This window comes from Pseudomonas sp. NPDC088368, from assembly GCF_044753445.1.
GTDB lineage: Bacteria > Pseudomonadota > Gammaproteobacteria > Pseudomonadales > Pseudomonadaceae > Aquipseudomonas > Aquipseudomonas bambusae.
Genome location: NZ_JBIVNG010000010.1, coordinates 248,577 through 267,442, shown reverse-complemented (window position 1 = coordinate 267,442; position 18,866 = coordinate 248,577). Strand labels below are relative to the sequence as shown.

Annotated in this window: 13 protein-coding genes and 4 pseudogenes; 8 read left to right on the top strand and 9 right to left on the bottom strand. The window is 59.8% G+C overall.

Annotation, left to right across the window (positions count from 1 at the left end):
- The first annotated feature begins 36 nt into the window (after nucleotides 1–36).
- On the top strand, nucleotides 37–954 hold the full coding sequence (locus ACIQAL_RS22935; RefSeq protein WP_401149740.1) for a histone deacetylase: 918 nt from the start codon (nucleotides 37–39) through the stop codon (nucleotides 952–954).
- Nucleotides 955–1,261: 307 nt separating this feature from the next.
- A complete protein-coding gene (locus tag ACIQAL_RS22930; protein WP_401149738.1) occupies nucleotides 1,262–2,536 on the top strand; it encodes a TIGR03862 family flavoprotein in 1,275 nt (424 codons plus the stop codon).
- A 6-nt stretch (nucleotides 2,537–2,542) separates the two neighbouring features.
- Here ACIQAL_RS22930 and ACIQAL_RS22925 read toward each other — a convergent pair whose 3' ends face one another.
- On the bottom strand, nucleotides 2,543–3,721 hold the full coding sequence (locus ACIQAL_RS22925; protein WP_401149736.1) for an acyltransferase family protein: 1,179 nt from the start codon (nucleotides 3,719–3,721) through the stop codon (nucleotides 2,543–2,545).
- Between the two features lie 389 nt (nucleotides 3,722–4,110).
- Between ACIQAL_RS22925 and ACIQAL_RS22920 the strand changes: the two genes are divergently transcribed.
- From ACIQAL_RS22920 to ACIQAL_RS22905, 4 genes and pseudogenes are all read left to right on the top strand, one after another.
- Nucleotides 4,111–4,605 carry a phage infection protein gene (locus ACIQAL_RS22920; RefSeq protein ID WP_401149735.1) on the top strand — a complete coding sequence of 165 codons (495 nt, stop codon included), beginning with the start codon at nucleotides 4,111–4,113 and terminating at the stop codon, nucleotides 4,603–4,605.
- A gap of 233 nt (nucleotides 4,606–4,838) precedes the next feature.
- Nucleotides 4,839–5,858, top strand: a pseudogene (locus tag ACIQAL_RS22915) (methyl-accepting chemotaxis protein); the annotation flags it as partial.
- Nucleotides 5,859–5,897: 39 nt separating this feature from the next.
- Nucleotides 5,898–6,669: pseudogene (locus ACIQAL_RS22910) on the top strand (methyl-accepting chemotaxis protein); the annotation flags it as partial.
- Between the two features lie 206 nt (nucleotides 6,670–6,875).
- Nucleotides 6,876–8,399 (top strand): Fic family protein, encoded by a 1,524-nt coding sequence (locus ACIQAL_RS22905; RefSeq protein WP_401149734.1) that lies wholly within the window; start codon nucleotides 6,876–6,878, stop codon nucleotides 8,397–8,399.
- Nucleotides 8,400–8,502: 103 nt separating this feature from the next.
- On the opposite strand, the pseudogene ACIQAL_RS22900 reads toward ACIQAL_RS22905, so the two are convergent.
- A pseudogene (locus tag ACIQAL_RS22900) lies at nucleotides 8,503–8,937 on the bottom strand (methyl-accepting chemotaxis protein); the annotation flags it as partial.
- Between the two features lie 105 nt (nucleotides 8,938–9,042).
- Nucleotides 9,043–9,720 (bottom strand): annotated as a pseudogene (locus ACIQAL_RS22895) (PAS domain-containing protein); the annotation flags it as partial.
- A 347-nt stretch (nucleotides 9,721–10,067) separates the two neighbouring features.
- Between ACIQAL_RS22895 and ACIQAL_RS22890 the strand changes: the two are divergent.
- Complete coding sequence (locus tag ACIQAL_RS22890) at nucleotides 10,068–10,859, top strand: substrate-binding domain-containing protein (RefSeq protein WP_341959926.1); 792 nt, start codon at nucleotides 10,068–10,070, stop codon at nucleotides 10,857–10,859.
- Between the two features lie 273 nt (nucleotides 10,860–11,132).
- Here ACIQAL_RS22890 and ACIQAL_RS22885 read toward each other — a convergent pair whose 3' ends face one another.
- Together ACIQAL_RS22885 and ACIQAL_RS22880 are read right to left on the bottom strand one after the other, a co-directional pair.
- On the bottom strand, nucleotides 11,133–11,597 hold the full coding sequence (locus ACIQAL_RS22885; RefSeq protein WP_401149732.1) for a metallophosphoesterase family protein: 465 nt from the start codon (nucleotides 11,595–11,597) through the stop codon (nucleotides 11,133–11,135).
- Nucleotides 11,598–11,616: 19 nt separating this feature from the next.
- Entirely contained in the window at nucleotides 11,617–12,822 is a 1,206-nt protein-coding gene (locus ACIQAL_RS22880) for an MFS transporter (protein ID WP_401149731.1), read from the bottom strand.
- A 249-nt stretch (nucleotides 12,823–13,071) separates the two neighbouring features.
- Between ACIQAL_RS22880 and ACIQAL_RS22875 the strand changes: the two genes are divergently transcribed.
- Nucleotides 13,072–14,088, top strand: a complete 1,017-nt coding sequence (locus tag ACIQAL_RS22875) for a LacI family DNA-binding transcriptional regulator (RefSeq protein WP_401149729.1) — start codon at nucleotides 13,072–13,074, stop codon at nucleotides 14,086–14,088.
- 159 nt (nucleotides 14,089–14,247) lie between these two features.
- Here ACIQAL_RS22875 and ACIQAL_RS22870 read toward each other — a convergent pair whose 3' ends face one another.
- The 4 genes from ACIQAL_RS22870 to ACIQAL_RS22855 form a co-directional block, all read right to left on the bottom strand.
- Nucleotides 14,248–14,985: an SDR family oxidoreductase gene (locus ACIQAL_RS22870; protein ID WP_401149727.1), complete on the bottom strand. Its 738-nt coding sequence runs from the start codon at nucleotides 14,983–14,985 to the stop codon at nucleotides 14,248–14,250.
- Nucleotides 14,986–14,987: 2 nt separating this feature from the next.
- Nucleotides 14,988–16,520, bottom strand: a complete 1,533-nt coding sequence (locus ACIQAL_RS22865) for an FGGY-family carbohydrate kinase (RefSeq protein ID WP_401149725.1) — start codon at nucleotides 16,518–16,520, stop codon at nucleotides 14,988–14,990.
- Nucleotides 16,521–16,737: 217 nt separating this feature from the next.
- Nucleotides 16,738–17,829, bottom strand: coding sequence for an alcohol dehydrogenase catalytic domain-containing protein (locus ACIQAL_RS22860; RefSeq protein WP_401149724.1), 1,092 nt, complete (start codon nucleotides 17,827–17,829; stop codon nucleotides 16,738–16,740).
- 75 nt (nucleotides 17,830–17,904) lie between these two features.
- On the bottom strand, nucleotides 17,905–18,864 hold the full coding sequence (locus tag ACIQAL_RS22855; protein ID WP_401149823.1) for an ABC transporter permease: 960 nt from the start codon (nucleotides 18,862–18,864) through the stop codon (nucleotides 17,905–17,907).
- Nucleotides 18,865–18,866: the final 2 nt, after the last annotated feature.

Below are 18,866 nucleotides of genomic sequence, written 5' to 3'. Positions count from 1 at the left end.
GGCAAGATTCCCCCTCGAACCCCATGCGTACGCACTATGTCCCTGCCGCTTATCTACCACGAAGATTACAGCCCGGCGTTTCCGCCCGACCATCGCTTCCCGATGGACAAATTCCGTCTGCTGCACGACCACCTTATCGACAGCGGCCTCACCACGGATGCTCAACTGTTCCGCCCGCTGGTCTGCCCTGACGACATTCTCGCGCTTGCCCATGACCCGTCCTACATTCGGCGGTACATGGACGGCGACCTTTCCCGCGAGGATCAGCGCCGTCTGGGCCTGCCCTGGAGCGAAGACCTGGCCCGACGTACGGTGCGCGCCGTCGGCGGTTCGCTGCTCACGGCAGAAAAAGCCCTGCAGCATGGGCTGGCGTGTCATCTCGCCGGGGGCACGCACCATGCGCATTACGATTACCCCGCCGGGTTTTGCATCTTCAACGACCTGGCCATTATCAGCCAATACCTGCTGCAGAGCGGTCGCGTCGATCGCGTGTTGATCTTCGACTGCGACGTGCACCAGGGCGACGGTACGGCCCGGATTCTCGAACACACTGAGGACGCGATCACCGTTTCCCTGCACTGCGAGAAAAACTTCCCCGCGCGCAAAGCCCAGAGCGATTGGGACATTCCGCTGCCAATGGGCATGGGCGACGATGAATACCTGAAAGTAGTCGATGACACGCTCAATTACCTGCTGCCGCTCTACCAGCCCGACCTGGTGCTTTATGACGCAGGGGTCGATGTGCACAAGGACGATGCGCTTGGCTACCTGAAGCTGACCGACAACGGCGTGGCCCGGCGCGACGAAGCGGTGATGCGCCATTGCCTGGGCCGCGACATTCCGGTGATGGGTGTGATTGGCGGCGGGTACAGCAAGGATCGCGAAGCACTGGCGCGGCGGCACGGGATTTTGCATCACAGCGCGCAGCGGGTCTGGGTGTCGGAAGGCTTATGACCCGCTCGCCTGCCACTGCACATTCGCTGTAGGAGCGAATTTATTCGCGAGGCGGCGGTACATCCGAAGAAGATGTGTGGGTGCATCACCGCTCGCGAATGAATTCGCTCCTACAGAAATCTGAGACAACCCGTACCATCAGTATTTACCCACATCCGCTGTGGAACCACCTGTGGATAACCTGAGCGCAAGGCCACAGAGCCCATATTCCATAAGCCTCACGGAGCGCTGTACGTTTTTTGCTCAAAAGTTTTCCACAGGCCGTTCGTTCGTCACAGGCCTCGGGTAGAATGCGCGACCCACTTCGATGATCCGCACGTTGACCATGATTTCAGCCTCTTCTTCCTCCGCACACGCCGTCGCCATCATCGGGGGTGGCCCGGCCGGGTTGATGGCCGCCGAAGTGCTGAGCCAGGCCGGTTTCAAGGTCGATCTCTACGACGGCATGCCCTCGGTCGGACGCAAGTTTCTGCTGGCCGGTGTTGGCGGCATGAACATCACTCACTCCGAGGCGTACCCGGCGTTTCTGTCGCGCTACGCCGAACGCGCTCCGAACATCGCCCCCCTGTTGCGGGCCTTCGGTGCCGACGACTTGTGCGAGTGGATTCATGGGCTGGGCATCGAAACATTCGTTGGCAGCTCCGGCCGCGTATTCCCCACCGACATGAAGGCCGCGCCTCTGCTGCGCGCCTGGCTCAAGCGTTTGCGCGATGGCGGCGTAGTGATCCACACCCGGCATCGCTGGCTGGGCTGGAATGCGGACAATCGCCTGCGCATCGAAAGTCCAGAGGGCGAGATCGCGACCCGTCCCGCCGCGACATTGCTCGCCTTGGGCGGTGCCAGTTGGGCCCGCCTGGGATCGGACGGCGCCTGGATGCCCCTGCTCGAACAGCAAGGTGTGCAGACCGCCCGCCTTCAAGCCGCAAACTGTGGGTTTGAAGTGCCCGCCTGGAGCGAAGTGCTGCGCAGCAAATTCGCAGGCGCCCCGCTGAAAAACATCGCCATGGGTTTGCAGGGCCAGACGCTGCGATTGGGCGAGTGTGTGCTGACGCAGACGGGTGTCGAGGGGAGTCTGGTGTATGCGTTGTCGGCGCAGATTCGCGAGGCGATCAATCGCAGCAGCGTCGCTACCGTCGAGATCGACATGCTGCCAGGCAAGCGCCTGAACGACGTGCAGAAAGCACTGAGCAAACCCCGCGGCTCGCGCTCGATGTCCAAACACTTGCACAGCCAGTTGGGGCTCGACGGCGTCAAGGCAGCGTTGCTGCGGGAATTGGCCCCTGCCGAAGCATTCGCTGATCCGACCTTATTGGCCAATGCCGTGAAATGCCTGCCGCTGACGCTGATCAAACCCCGCCCGCTGGACGAGGCGATCAGCACGGCGGGCGGCGTGACGTTCGAGGCGATGGATGAACGCTTGATGCTCGACTCATTGCCCGGCGTGTTCTGCGCCGGGGAGATGCTTGACTGGGAAGCGCCCACCGGCGGTTATCTGCTGACCGCCTGTTTTGCCAGCGGGCGTGCAGCGGGGCTGGGGATGGTGGAGTGGTTGCGCGCCCAGCCAACCGCGAGACCTTTGTAGAAGAAATCACGCCACCCGATCAACCTGCGGCTTGAGTCCGTTCGCCGACTCCGGCTTGTCCACCGGCGCCTTGGCCGCAGGTTTGCCCAACACCCGCTTGCCCAGTTCGTAGCCCTTCATTTCGATGTATTTGTGAGCGAAGCCCGCCACCACCACGGTCAGCACCGTCACGCCCACCACAAAGAGGTTGTTCGCCAACATCGACCCCGTGTCCATGAAACGCTGCCCCGCGATCATCGGCGCCATCTCGAAACCGGTCAGTTTCTGGCCAATGATGAAGACCGTCGACAGCAAGAAAATGACGGCGGCGTGGGTCATGTAGATCGAGTACGACAGTTTGCCGAGCAGCACGAAAATACTGGTTTTCAGCAGCGCCGACACCTGCCCGCCTTCGAACGCGAACAGCAGCACCAATACGCAGAACGCCAGACTCCCGATGGGTGAGCGATTGTCGAAGTCGTTCATCACGATCCAGTACGTGGCGTACATCATGGCGCATTCCAACACCGTCACCAGCCACGGTTTGAGGGACCATTTATCGCGAATCAACAGGTACACCAAGTACGTGATATTGCCTGCGAAGAAGCACGACAACCCGAGCATCGCGCGATCGACCAACGGCGCGTTTTCCGAAAAGATCAGGATAAAGGCGACCACCGAAACGCTGGCGAACAGCAAAAAGCGATTACGCATGGAGAACATGCACAGCGCCCCGAACAGCATGTAGATGTAGAACTCGATGCTGATCGTCCAGGAGGGGTAGTTGAACGACATGGTTTCGGTGTAGCTCGTCCATGCTTGAACCAGCAGGAGGTTGGGCAGGATCTCATCCAGCGCGAATGTCCCGGTGAACGGCTTGTTGTTCAGGCCAAAACCTTGGTGATAAGCGATCCAGCGCGCCGTTTCGAAAAGAATGAAGAACGCGAGCATGAACAAATGCAGCGGGTAAAGGCGAAAGACCCGTGAAATGACGAAGGACTTGAAAGAGAGGTTTGGCTTCATGCCATAGGTGTGAGCAAGAACGAACCCACTGAGGACGAAGAAGAAATTGAGCAGAACCTCATCGCGCCGGAAGAACGGCAATTGAATGAAGGTGTCGACAACGTGCAGGTGGAAGAACACGACCAGCAGCGCGCAGATCCCCCTGAAACTGTCGAGTGTGGTGAATCGCTGAACAGGTTTCATAACGCTACTTCCGTTCTGGTTGAAGAAATCCCGCCCCCGATGACCGAGGTTGGAGCCAGAACACGGTATGTTTTCCGCCGCTTACTCAACAGTTGAAATATTTCATGCCTGATACACCCGAACGAGGGAATGTTGACGCCAGCGTTCAACAGCAATGACTCACCGGTCACACTCAGAAGCAATGGTCTTAAAACGCCAATAAAATGGCTTTGTCAGTGACGTCGCCGCGCTCCTCTAAAAATGGCCCACAAGCTTCCGGGTGATGGTCACATCCCAACTATCAATACCGGCGATGATCGCTACCAATCGTATTGACTTCTTAATAATCCAGCGCCGCGTAACATTGCCTCCATACCGAGTTACCACTTAGACGAATTGGAGCAACCCTCATGAAAACCAACAAACTGATCCTTGGTCTGGCCTTCTCCGTACTGGCAACTGGCGCTTTTGCATTGCCGGCCGCCAACCACATCAACGCGCCAATCGTCGCTGAAAACGGCTCGTCCCATACTCACATCAACCGCGTTGCCGCCGATGGCGCTGACCGTGTAGGCGCCAACCGCGTCGCTGAGAACGGCTCCGAAAAAACTCAACTGGGTCGCATCGCTGCTGACGGCGCTGACCGTGTAGGCGCCAACCGCGTCGCTGAAAACGGCTCCGAAAAAACTCAACTGGGCCGCATCGCTGCCGATGGCGCTGACCGCGTAGGTGCCAACCGCGTCGCTGAAAACGGCTCCGAAAAAACTCAACTGGGTCGCATCGCTGCTGACGGCGCTGACCGTGTAGGTGCCAATCGCGTCGCTGAGAACGGTTCCGAAAAAACTCAACTGGGCCGCATCGCTGCTGACGGCGCTGACCGTGTAGGTGCCAATCGCCTGAGCTAAGACCTGCCCCGCTCCCCTCTTGGCCCGGCTTCTGCCGGGCTTAATCTTTCCAGCCCCCCCTCTGAACCGTAGTTTTTTTAACTATCTGTGTAGGAAATTACCTTCAATCTCCCCGCATCCGTTTCAGATTTCCGGCTTTCGGCCGATGGAACCTTGCACCTGACTGTTTCGCTGGGCTCCATAACAACAATTCTCCAGCTGACGACTCGAAAAATGGACTGTGGAGAATTGAGATGAAGAGCTGGTTCGCGAATATCAGCGTTAATAAAAAGCTGGCCTTAGGGTTCGGCATCGTGCTTGTTTTTACTGCCTTGCTGGCGCTCATCGGCTGGACCAGCCTGGGCAACATGACCTTCCGCAGCGATCGCGTTGCCGACATCATGAAGCTCAACAACAAACTGACCGACATGCGCATCACGCGTCTGCAATACATGCTGAGCAATGGCGACGAAGCCGTGGCGCAGAACGTGCAGACCGCTCTTGACGCCTTCAAAGCGCAGCAACAATTTTTGCAAAGCACGTTTGTCAATCCGCTGAACGTCCCGCCGATCAAGGCGTTGGGCGAGCAGATTCGTGCCTACGACACGTCATTCAGCAAAATGCGCGAGGCCTACAAGACCAGCGCCAAAGTCCGCGCTGACATGGGCGCCGATGCGGTGAAGGCCGCAGAGCTGATCGCCGCCATCAACGATGACGTGATGAAGCTCGATCCGACCGACGAACGCCGTTTCGTCCAGTACCAGGCCGCCATCAAAGCCAAAGAAGACGTCATGCTGGTGCGCTACGAAGTGCGCGGCTACACCGGCAACCCCACCGCCAAAACCGAAGACGCCGCTGCACGCCAACTGAATGCCGCAATCAGCGGGCTGGATCAGCTCAACGCCACGTTCGGCGCGACTCAGGGCGATCGGCTGAAACAGCTCGAAAGCGCGTTGATCGGCTATCGCAGCTCGGTACAAGGCTTCAAGGTGGCGAACGACACCATCAACTCGACGCGGGCAGAAATGACCGATGAAGGCGCAGCCATCGTCAAACTGAGCCAGCAGTTGGTTGATCTGCAAACCTCTCTTGGCGCGGCGGACACTCAACAGGCTCGCACGCTGCAGATTGGCGGCACCTTGCTCGCCCTGATCTTCGGTGCCCTGGCGGCGCTGATCATCACCCGCCAGATCACCCGACCGCTCCAGGAAACCCTCGCGGTCGTGGATCGCATCGCCTCCGGCGACCTGACCCATACGCTGACAGTGACTCGCCGTGATGAACTGGGTGTGCTGCAAACCGGGATTCAACGGATGGGCACCACCCTGCGTGACCTGATTGGCGGCATCCGCGACAGCGTTACCCAGATCGCCAGCGCGGCCGAAGAGCTGTCGGCGGTGACCGAGCAGACCAGCGCCGGGGTCAACAGCCAGAAGGTCGAGACCGATCAAGTTGCCACTGCCATGCATGAAATGTCGGCCACCGTGCACGAAGTTGCGCGCAACGCCGAACAGGCGTCGGTCGCTGCTTCGGATGCTGACAAGCAAGCCCGTGACGGCGACAAAGTCGTGGGCGAAGCCATCGCACAGATCGAAAAACTCGCCAACGAAGTGATTCGCTCCTCCGACGCCATGGGCGTACTGGAGCAGGAAAGCGACAAGATCGGCAAAGTAATGGACGTGATCAAGTCCGTGGCGGAACAGACGAACTTGCTGGCCCTCAATGCGGCCATCGAAGCCGCACGCGCGGGTGAGGCCGGTCGTGGTTTCGCGGTCGTGGCGGACGAAGTGCGCGGCCTGGCACAGCGTACGCAACAGTCGACCGAAGAAATCGAAAGCCTGGTCGCCGCCCTGCAAAGCGGCACCCGTCAGGTGTCGGACATTATGCTCAGCAGCCGTGGCCTGACTGACAGCAGCGTCACCTTGACCCGCAAAGCAGGCTCTTCGCTGGAAAGCATTACTCAGACAGTGTCCAACATTCAGGCGATGAATCAGCAGATCGCCGCCGCTGCCGAACAGCAAAGCTCCGTCGCTGAAGAAATCAGCCGCAGCATTCTCAACGTCCGCGACGTGTCCGAACAGACCGCCGCCGCGAGCGAAGAAACCGCCGCGTCCAGCGTCGAACTGGCCCGACTGGGCAATCAGCTGCAAATGCTGGTCAGCCATTTCCGCGTCTGAACCCAAAAAGCCACGTCGGATGTACGCATCTGACGCGGCTTTTTAACGATTTTAAAGACGAAACGCCGTTTTATAACAATAATGAGGGCTCCAAAACGATTTTGAGACCTCCTCATGCGCAGTTTTGCCGGATACGCCTGGCTCGCCCAGACCTACAAAATCACGCCCTGCCAGCCGTTCAAGGTCCGCAGTGTGATTGCCAGCGTACGCAAAGACAGCCTGATCGACGGCGTTCTCGAACGCACCTTCCCTGCCCAATATCAACCGGGCCCGACGCTGGCCGAGCACCTGACGTTCGCCTTCAAACGCGAGCCCGTTCATTTGGAGTTTCTGGCCAGACTCTTTTCTGTCATCGACCCCACTGAACTCGAAGGCTGGATCACGTCCGAGCCTACGGGCCAGTACGCCCGCAAAGCCTGCTTTTTGTACGAGTGGTTGGGTAACCCCAAGCTCTCGTCTCCCGATCTGGAAAAAGGTAATTACGTCGAGTTTCTGGACGCTCGCCATTATTTGGTGAGCGAGAAACCTGCTCGCAATGCCCGCTGGCGCATCGTCGACAACCTTCCCGGCACCTCTGGATTCTGTCCGGTCATCCACATCACTCCTACGCTTGCGGGGTTGATCGACTACGACCTCAACGACGCATTGACCCAATTGGGTGTGGAGTTTGGCCACGATACGCTGCTGCGTAGCGCCGTGTGGCTCACGATCAAGGAAAGCAAATCCAGCTTCGCCATCGAGCACGAAGAGCAACAGGCTGATCGAATCAAACGGTTCGCGGCGGTGATGGAGCAACGCTGCGGCGTCGGCACCCCACCTTTGGTGCAGGACGAGATTGCGGCCCTTCAACAGGCGATCCTCGGCCCTCGCGCGTTGTCCTACGGCATTCGCCAATCGCCAGTGTTTGTGGGCCAGACCCGAGGCTTCCAGAACGTGCTGCATTACCTCGCCCCCGACTGGCAGGCAGTCGGATCGATGCTTGAGGGGTTGCAAGCATTCGAAATCAATACCCGCGGCGGCTCATCGATCTTGCGCGCCGCGGCCATTTCCTTCGGGTTCGTTTACATCCACCCGTTGAGCGACGGTAACGGCCGTATTTCGCGTTTTTTGATCAATGACATTCTGCGACGGGACAAGGCCGTGCCTGCGCCTTACATCCTCCCTGTTTCCGCTGTGATGCAAGACCACACCCTGCGCCCGCAGAATTACGATCAGGTGCTCGACGAGTTCTCGCGGCCGCTGATGCAATCGATCGGGCCTGACGTACGCTTCGAAGGCTTTGAAAAATACGCTGACGGGATGGAGTCGAACCTTCATTACGAAGGATTCGCCACGACCGCTCCGGCGTGGCGCTACATCGACCTCACGGCACATGCTGAATACCTGGCACGTGTCATCCGAGTGGCCCTCGAAAAAGAAATGCGCGACGAGGCCTGCATTCTGCGCAACCACCAGCTGTTGCGCGCTGCGATCAAGAATATCTTCGAGGGGCCGGATGCGGACATCGACCGCATCATCCGCTCGATTCATCAGTCAGAGGGTCAGGTCGGCAATAAGCTCATCAAGCAATATCCGTTGCTGGAAGATGACGCTATCCGGGCCGACATTGCCGGGTTGGTGAAGCGTTTCCTCGGTTAAAAAAAAGCCGCCCAGGCAGAGAACCAGGCGGCTTTTTTAACGACTTTAAAGACGAAACGCCGTTTTCTAATAAAAACGGCAGCGCTTTAACCGTTTTGAAGAATCAGCTCGACAGTTGGTTGGCGAACTGCCCTACCGCGCTCACGACCCGTTGCGCGCCGTCTTGAATCTCCACGATCACCGACCCGGCCTCACCTGCCAGCTCCAGGCCCTGCTGCGCCTGTTGCTTGCCGCTGATGATCACGTTGACCGCCTGTTCAGCCAGTACCTGGTTCTGCTTCACCACACCGACGATTTCTTCGGTGGCTTTGCTGGTGCGCGAGGCCAACTGGCGGACTTCGTCGGCGACCACGGCAAACCCACGGCCTTGTTCGCCGGCCCGGGCCGCCTCAATGGCAGCGTTGAGGGCGAGCAGGTTGGTCTGGTCGGCGATGCTGCTGATGGCCTGGATGATGGAGCCGATCAGTTGGGATTGCTTGTCCAGCGCCGAAATGCGATCAGCGGCCTGTTCCATGTGTCCGGCCAGCTCTCGCATGACTTCAACCGTCTGCTGAACCACCGCTGCGCCTTTCTGCGCGCTGCTGTCCGTTTGCTGCGAGGTGCTGAAGGCAATGTTGGCGGCTTCGGCCACGGCGTTTTCCCGGTTGACCTGATCGGTGATGACCGTGGCGAATTTCACCACTTTGTACAGGCGATCATGGGCGTCGGTGATCGGGTTGTACGACGCTTCGAGCCAGACTTCACGCCCTCGGCTGTCCACGCGTTTGAAACGACCGGTGACGAATTCGCCCCGACGCAGTTTGTCCCAGAATGCCTGGTATTCCGGAGAGCTGGATTCTTGGGGGTCGCAAAAGATGCGGTGGTGCTGACCCAGGATCTGCGTGAGCGAGTAGCCCATCGAACCCAGGAAACGCTCGTTGGCGGCAAGCACTTCGCCATTCAGGTTGAACTCGATCACAGCGGTGGAGCGCTGCAGCGCTTCGATCAGGTTTTCGTGCTCGCGGGAGTTTTCGATGGTGCGCGTCAGATCTTTGGAGTGGATCGTGAAATACGACACCTTTCCACTGCCATCGCGTACCGGCTGCACGATCGAACGCAGCCAGGCTTCTTGGCCATTGCCACGCAGCAGACGCAAGGCGCCGCTGAAATGCTCGCCTCGGCTGATGGCGGATTTCACGCGCTGAAAGATATCAAGGCTTTTGACGTGAGCGGGGGCCAACTCTTCGATGGAACGCCCGACAAGATCAGCGCTGCGGTAATGCATTTCCTTTTCAAAGTTGTTATTGACCGACTCGATACGACCCTGCGCGTCCAGGCGCATGCACAGCATTTCGCTGTCCAGACTGCTCCTCACCTGCTCCACCGATGAAAGTTCTTCACGCAGCGCGGCCAACTCTTGCTTCAGACGTTTATTGAACATGAAAGACGAACTTCCAGAGAGATGAAGGGGATCGCCCTCAGCATCGGCCTGGCCCGCGGTTTCTTGAGCTTAAACGCGGCGAAGCAGCGTTTTTCAGCCCGTCTCGGGCGAATGAACCTGCGCCCGAAAATGCCGTCTGTGAAACGGTGATCGCAACAAAGGGATTTACTCATCGCACAATTGCCACATACTGCCCGCGCTGCTTTTATTTCGTCAGAGCCACTTTTCAAACTGTCAGGTTCATTTTCATGAAAAAAATTCTGCCTTATCTGTTGAGCGCCGCCGTCACTTTTATTCCAGCGGCTTTCGTCCAGGCGGCCACCCCTCCGGCCCCTGTCCAACTGACCATTCTCAGCTCCGGCGGCATCATGGGCGCCTTCAAAGCTGTCACCCCGGACTACGAACAACGCGTGGGCGTGAAATTGCAAGGCGAGGTCGCGCCGTCGATGGGCGCGACCCCACAGGCCATCCCGAACCGCCTTGCTCGCCAGGAACCCGCCGACGTGGTGCTGATGGTGGGCGCTGCGCTGGACAAGCTCATTAAAGATGGCCAGGTCGATCCAAAAAGCCGCGTGGACCTGGGCAAATCCTACATCGCCATGGCCGTGAAACACGGCGCGCCGCACCCTGACATCAGCACAATGGAAGCCTTCAAGCAGACCCTGCTAGACGCCAAGAGCATCGCTTATTCCGACAGCGCAAGCGGCGTTTACCTGTCCCGCGTGCTGTTCAATCAGATGCACATCGCTGACCGCATTCAAAGCAAGAGCCACATGATCCCGGCCGAACCAGTGGGTGAAGTGGTCGCCCGCGGCGATGCAGAAATCGGCTTCCAGCAACTGAGCGAATTGAAGCCGGTGGACGGCATCGACATCATCGGCCTGATCCCCGATCAAGCGCAGCAGATGACCCTTTACTCCGCGGGCGTGGTCGCCAAAAGCAAACACCCGGAACAGGCCAGGCAGTTTCTGGAGTTTTTGAGTTCGTCGGCGGCTGCACCCGCGATCAAGGCGAGTGGGTTGGACCCGATTGCGAAGTAACCCGCGTTCCGACCTTGTGGGTGATCGTGGCTCACAAGCGCTGGGATAGCACAATCGGCCTTTGATTCCGGCCGAAGGCCGTGGGAGTGCCGGGGTGGCGCTCCACCTTGCCTGCGATCTGTCGCGCAGCGGCAGTAAATTCCGACGACGCGGATCTACCTGACTCAACGAACGCGCCTGATTTGCTGCCGGTTCCCGGCAGATCGCAGGCAAGCCAGCTCCAACGGCCTTTGGCCAGAAGCGGTTCGCGGCGTGCTGCTACGGGGTCTGAGATCACACCTGCAACGTGATCAACTCACCGCGCACCTCAGACCCGTCGATGTGCAACACGCCCACCGTTATCGGCAATTTGAAGCGCCGAGGCCCTGCGCTGCCGGGGTTAATGAACAGCACACCGTGACGCATCTGTTGCAGCGGCTTGTGGGAGTGGCCGGTGACGACGACCCGGATGTCCGGCGGCAACGTTTCAGGCACATCAGCGAGGATGTGGGTGATGTAAATCCCGACGTCGCCAATCCGCAGCACCGCCTCGAACGGTACGTCCGCAGCCCAAGCGTCGTCGGTGTCGTTGTTGCCTCGCACGACGGTCAGCGGCGCGATCTTCCTCAATGCCTCAAGAATCTCCGGCTTGCCGATGTCGCCGCCATGAATCAGGTAATCGCATCCCTGCAACGCCTCCAGCGCTTGGGGCCGCAGCAGTCCATGGGTATCTGAAATCAGGCCAACTTTAACGCCCATCGCTCACCCTCCCCATCACTCACCCTCCAATGGAGGCCACAGCGGTCTGGCGGGCCTGCACACGCTTCATGCAGATCATCGCGATCACGGCCACCAACGCCACAAGCGACGCGAAAAACTCGCCGACATGGGGCAAGCCAAACGCCCGCACGCTGAACCCGACGCCGACCACCGGCACGGAAATCGAGATGTACAGCACCACGAAAAACGCCGAGGTCACTGCGGCCTTCTGATGCGGCGGGCTGCTGGCCGTCACGGCGCCCATGCCCGCACGCAGGATCATGCCCTGCCCAATGCCCGCAAACAGACCCGCGCCCACCAACAGCAGTACTTGCGCTGTGGCGATGCCGAGTCCCAGGCAGATCATCCCCAGGATCAGACCCACGCAGCCCAGTGTCATGTGCGATGGTTTGGGTAGCCACTGCAGCGATGCCTGACCGATGATCGACGCCACGAAAAACAGCCCACTCACCGCACCAATCAGCAAACCACCGTGGATACCCATGATATGGATCATCACCGACGGCACCATGCTGGTGAACAGCCCGGCCACGCTGAAACCCGCCAGCCCGGCAATCGACGCCGAGATGAACACGCCGCGCACCGACGCCGGAACCGAGGGTTTCTGGATGGACAATCGACGTTGCGCAGGCCGCTCCACCGTTTCCCGAATCATCGCGATGCCCAGTGTTGCGAGTAGCAACAACGCAAGGTGGATGTAGAAAATCAGGTGCAGCGGATCAGCCAGGTGCTGCGACGTGAAGCCCGCCAGCATTGGCCCGAGCCCCAGACCCAGCATGTTGGCCGCCGTGGCCATGAGCGTGGCGTTTTTCCAGGTTTTCGGCGCCAGCTCAATCACGGCCACCGTCGCGGTGCCGGTCATGATTCCCGCTGAAAAACCCGAGAATAATCGCCCGATCAGTAGCCCGCCAATCGAATCGGAAAACAGAAAAATCAGCGCACTGATTGCTCCCATGCACAGTCCGGCGAATAACAGGGGCCGACGCCCCAGCTGATCGGACCAGCTCCCCACGGCCAGCAAGGCCGCGATCACACCAGCGGCGTAGATCGAAAAAATGATCGTCAACCAACTCGCGTCGAATCCCAGTCGCGCCTGATAGATCGCGTACAGCGGCGTAGGCAAGGTCGTGCCGACCATAGTGATCAACAAGGCCGCAGCGGCGATGAAGAAATCACGGGAAGACGGCGATGCGGGCGAGGTCATGAACCCTCCAATCGATAGAAACGGACACACATTATGGACAGATTGCATACAAAACGTCGAAAAGCTTTCCCTCAGGAAAGCGTCGTGATGCGGCCGACAGTCCGGATGAACCGATGAGGCCAGCGATGAAAACGATAACATTCCTTCCAGTCGTATGACCTCTGCCGCCCCTCATCGTGCTAGCCTTGCGCAATCAGACACTGCCGACGTCGCCCGCGTGTTGTCCCGATCCAAGGCTGCCCGAAGTTCATGAGCAAAAAGACCCCCGTCACCATTTCCGACATTGCCCGCCGCGTGAACATGACCCCGGTCACCGTGTCCCGTGCGCTGAACAAACCCGATCTGGTCAAGCCCGCCACGCTGGCACGTATTCTCGAAGTCGCCCACGAGCTGGACTACGTGCCCAACGCCTTCGCCCGCAGCCTGAAACGCAGCGAAAGCATGATCATCGGCGTGATCACGGCGTCGGTGGACAACCCGTTTTACAGCGAGATGATCAAGGCCATTTCCCGTGAGGCGAAGAAGCACGGCTACACGATCATGCTGGTGGACACCGATGGCTCGGAAGAGCTGGAGCGCAAGGCGGTGGACACGCTGCTCAGTTATCGCGTGGCGGGCATCGTGTTGTCGCCGGTGTCGGACGAGCCCGAATACCAGCCTCAATACCTGAGCCGTTTGAGCAACGGCGACATTCCGGTGGTGCAACTGGACCGCGCACTGCACGGCAGCCCGTTCAGCCATGTGGTGCTGGATAACTTCCACAGCGGCCTGAAAGGCGCGCGCTATCTATTGGCGAAGAGCCCGGAATTACAACGGTTGCTGGTGCTGACTGGCCCTGCTCATTCGCGGATTTCCGAAGAGCGTTTGAAGGGCGTGAAAGCGGCGCTGGCCGAGAGCGGCAAAGACGTGCAGCTGGATGTATTCACAGGCGATTACACCCTTGAGCCGTCGCACCGGAGCACTCTGGATTACCTCAGCACACACGCCGCGCCAGACGCGATTTTCGGCTTCAACCAGTTGATCACCCTCGGCGCCATGCGTGCGTTGCGCGATCGCGGCATCGCCCATGACAGCCTGCCCATCTGCGGCATCGACAGGCTGCCCTTCGCGGACATTTTCGGCATTCCGATTGCCTGTATCGCTCACGATGCGTCGCGGGCCGGTAGCAGCGCTGTGAAGCTGTTGCTGGAGCGGATTCAGGATCGGTTCTTGCCGAAGGCGAAGGTGGTGATTGTCGGGGAACTGGAAAACGGCGCGGCGGGCTGAGTTTCCCCGCCAAACTATGCCGAACACAAAACCTGTAGGAGCGAATTTATTCGCGACAGGCCAGTACAGCGGATAGAAATGCGTCGGATGTACAAACGTCTCGCGAATGAATTCGCTCCCACAGGATCAGCATCCGGCCTCCCAATCGGGTCAAAACTTCTACCGGCTGGTATACCCCCCATCAATCGGCAACGACACGCCGCTGATCATCGACGCGGCATCGCTCAACAGAAACAGGATCGGCGCGGCGACCTCATACGTTTCAGCAAAACGCCCCAACGGAATCGCGGCCAGTGCCGGATCACGCTTGCTCGGCTCGCTCCAGGCCATTTGCGCCATCGGCGTGAGGGTCACGGTGGGGTTGACGCTGTTGACTCGAATCCCGTGCCTGCCCCATTCGCCACACTGCACGCGGGTCATGGCGTCCATCGCGCCTTTGGATGCGCAGTAACTCAAGTGATCGTCCAACGCCACCAATGACGCCTGGCTCGACACGTTGACGATGCTGCCTTTCACGCCCTCGCCAATCATCGCTTTGGCCACACTTCCGGCCACCATCGCCGAGGCCCGCACGTTAACCGCCATGACCTGATCGAAGGCCGCTGCGCTGACCTCGGTCGCTGCTTCGAGGATGGAAATGCCCGCGCAGTTGACCAGCCCGTTCATCACCGGCAACTCCGCAAGCAGCGAGGCCAGCAGCGCATGATCTGCCACATCCACTCGCAACACGTGGCAACCCTGATCGGCCATGTCCAGCAACGCCGTCGCGTCGCGCCCCAAGGCATACACCTCGGCGCCGCTGGCCAAGAGTTGCTGCGCGACCTCGCGACCGATGCCGCTGGTGGCGCCGGTCACCAGCATGCGCTGGCCGCTGAAATCAAACTGTGCGGTGTTCACATTCACGCTCCCTGAAGGCGATGCATGATCGGTTTGAGCGCCGGGTACAGCGCCACGTAATCGGCGAAAAGCCGCGAATACAGCGCGACGTTTTCCGCCTGCGGTTCGGCGCGACGTTCCAGTTGAACCCAGCCTTTGTGCACTTGCGCGTCGTCCACCAACCCCACCGCGTGGGCGGCCAGAAGCGCTGCGCCGAGGGCCGCTTCGACCTCCTGCACGATGGTGTAGACCGGGAAGTTGGTGACGTCGGCGATGATCTGCATCCACAGGTCCGAATGGCTCGCGCCGCCGACCACGATCAGCTGCGGGTCCAGCGATTGCGCGCCTTTGGTGCCCGCCTCGATGTTGTGCCGCAACGCGAAGGTCACGCCTTCGAGCACTGCGCGATAGAGATGAATGCGGCTGTGAAACAGGGTCAGGCCGACGAAACTGCCGCTGGCTTTCGGGTCCCACACGGGGCTGCGCTCGCCCATCAGATAAGGCTGGAACAGCACGCCGTCGCTGCCTGCGGGAATCTGCGTGGCGGCACGTTCGAGGATGGCGTGGCTGTCCTCGCCGGTCTCGCGGCCCTGCTGTTCTTCGGCCTGGCAGAACTGCTCGCGAAACCAGCTGACCGAAGCCCCTGCCGTGATCGCGCCGCCAAAGATGTAGAGGTCTTTCGCGCCGTTGAAGACGTGAGGAAAACTCACCAGACCATGGCGCGCATCGACCTGCTGGTTGAGGTAGCCCCAGCACATGCTGGTGCCAATCATGGCGACGTGGTTGCCCGCTTGGGTGACGCCCGCCGCGAAGGTCGCCATCGCTGCATCGACGCCGCCGCCGAGCAACGGGATGCCGGCTTGCAGGCCCAGACGTTCGGCCCATTCCGGCAGCAGGTCACCGACCACATCACCGGAATGCACGAGGCGTTCGGGCATCATCGACTGAGGAATGCCCAGTGCGTCGAGCATCTCCGCCGACCAGCCTCGCGCTTCGACGTCGTACACGCCGCCGATGTTACCCGCCGAGCTGTGATCCACCGCCACCTCACCCGTGAGGCAGTGGTTGATGTAGCTGTTGGGCGGCAGCAGGTAGCGAGTGTCGGCCCAGATTCGGGGTTGTTTGTCCTTGAGCCAGAGCATTTTGGTGAAGCCGTAATAACTGTCCACCGAGTTGCCGGTGATCGCGTAGAGGCGTTCGAGATCGACATTCTGATTGACCCACGCAACCTGTTCTTCGGCGCGGCGGTCCATCCAGATCAGGCAGGGGTAAAGCGGTTTGATCTGCGCATCGACGGCGATGCCGGAGCCGCCGTACAGGCTGCTGACGCAGAGGGATTTGACGCTGTCTTTCGGCACGCCGCTTTTTGTCATGCAGGCGGCGACGCAGATTTCCACCGCATCGAGCCAGACCTGCGGCCACTGCTCGGCCCAGCGCGGTTTGGGCGTATCGACTTTGTAGCCGTGACTGTGCTGCGCGACGATCCGGCCCTGAGCATCCACCAGCAATGCCTTGGTGCTCTGGGTGCCGATGTCGACCCCGATGACGTATTCCATCTTCGTGCGCTCTCTTGTTATTGGATAAATCGGAGGATCTTCGGCGCTTATACCGATGTCATCGCGAATGAATTCGCTCCCACAGAAGGATCGCGTTCCAACCTGATGGGCACATTCTTACCGCTGCAATTGCGGGCAAATTCGCCCTCACGGGAAGATCACCAGTCTCCTGTAGGAGCGAATTCATTCGCGAAGCGGTGTAAGGCGCGCCGCGATTTCAGGCGCCTGCCACCGGCTTGAGCAGCACCTTGATCGACTTGGTCGAATTTGCCAGTTCGAACGCTTCAGCGTAGTCATCCAGGCCGAAGTCGTGGGTGACGATGCCTTCGGAGGTCACCAGTCCACGCTCGAACAGGTCGATGGCAATCGGGTAGCAATACGGCCCCAGGTGGGCGCCGCGCACGTCCAGTTCCTTGCGGTCGCCGATGATCGACCAGTCGGCGCTGGTCTCGGCGCCGAACACGCTGAACTCGACGAAACGCCCCAACTTTCGGATCAGATCCAGGCCTTGGGTCACGCCGATGGGCACGCCGGTGGTCTCGATGTACACGTCACAGCCGTAGCCGTCGGTGAGGCCATTGATGATCTCGCGGGCGTTGTCGCGGCTCGGGTTGATCACCACGTCGGCGCCGAATTTCTTCGCCAGCTCCAGACGCTCATCCACCATGTCGATGACCACCAGTTTCTTCGGTGTTTTCAGCGCAGCGACTTGCACCATGCACAGCCCCAGCGTGCCCGCCCCGGCAATCACCAACACGTCGTCGAGCTGCACGTCGCCGCGATTGACGGTGTGAATCGAGCAGGCCATCGGCTCGATCAGCGCCGAGTCTTCCAGCGAAACGGATTCAGGAATCTTGTGCACGATGGCGGTTTTTGGAATGCGCATGTACTGCGCCATGCCGCCCTCGGCAACGTCTTTCTGGAAGCCGAAAATGTTGTGCACTTCGCACATCCAGTACTTGCCGGATTTGCAGAATTTGCACTTCTCGCAGGGCACGATCTGCTCGGCGATGATCTTGTCGCCGACCTTCACGCCGAAGTGTTCTTCAGCGCCTTCGCCCACCGAATCGACGTACCCGAAGAACTCGTGGCCTGGCACCACAGGCGCCTTGACCCACGGGCTTTCGCCGCCCCAGAACATCGCCGCGCCCGAATGGCATTTGCAGTCACTGGCGCAGATGCCGCAGGCGCCGATGCGGATGACCAGCTCGTTGATGCGCGCCACCGGTTTGGTGATGCGCTCCAGACGGTAGTCTTTCGGCGCGTGGCAGACGACGGCTTGCATGGTGGTTTTTGTGTTTTGTTCCATGTCGGTTCACCTGTTCAGAGAAGTCATGTGTACGCAGCTCTTGTGTGGGAGCCGGTATGAATGTTCAAAATCGGTTTATTTATGCCGCTGCCGACTGATGAAAATCGCCAGCAAAATGATTCCGCCCTTGATCACGCTCTGCACGTACGGCGACACGCCGAGCATGTTCAATCCGTTGTTGAGCACACCCAACAGCATGGCCCCGACCAGCGTGCCGATGATCACGCCGCGACCACCGGCAATCGACGCGCCGCCCAGCACCACGGCGGCAATGGCGTCCAGCTCGAAACCGACCCCGGCATTCGGCTGGCCGCTCATCAAACGCGACGACAGCACCAGACCGGCAATCGCCGCCGTGAGCCCGCTGATCGAGTAAACCAGCAGCTTGAAGCGCGACGCCCGCACGCCAGACAGACGCACCGCTTCTTCATTGCCGCCAATGGCGTAAACGTAACGCCCGATCCGCGTGTGTTGCAGCAGCACCCAGGCGAAGAAGTACGTCAGCAGCATGATCAGGATCGGCACCTGAATACCGAATAACGTGCCGCGACCGAACCAGGCGAACCAGTCCGGCATCCCGGAAATCGGGTAGCCGTCGGTGTACATCAGGCCCAGGCCACGGGCGATGCCCATGGTCGCCAGCGTGACGATGATCGGCGGCATTTTCAGGTAAGCGACGAAGATGCCGTTGCCCACGCCAAAACCCACGCCGATCAGCAAACCAATGAGGATCGCAATCGGCGCCGGAACGCCTGCGACCATCAGGCCCGTGGTCAGCGTGCCGGACAACGCCATCACTGGCCCCACCGACAGATCGATGCCGCCGGTGAGGATCACGCAGGTCATGCCCACGGCGATGATCGCGTTGATGGAGACCTGCCTTGCGATATTTTCCAGGTTCGCGCCGGTGAGGAATTTGTCGCTGGCGAAGATCATGAAGACCGTCACCACCACCAGCCCTACGAAGGGATAAAACGCCGGCGAGCGGATCAATTGGGCGAAGTTGATCTTCAGGCGGTTGGGTTGTGCAGTCATGG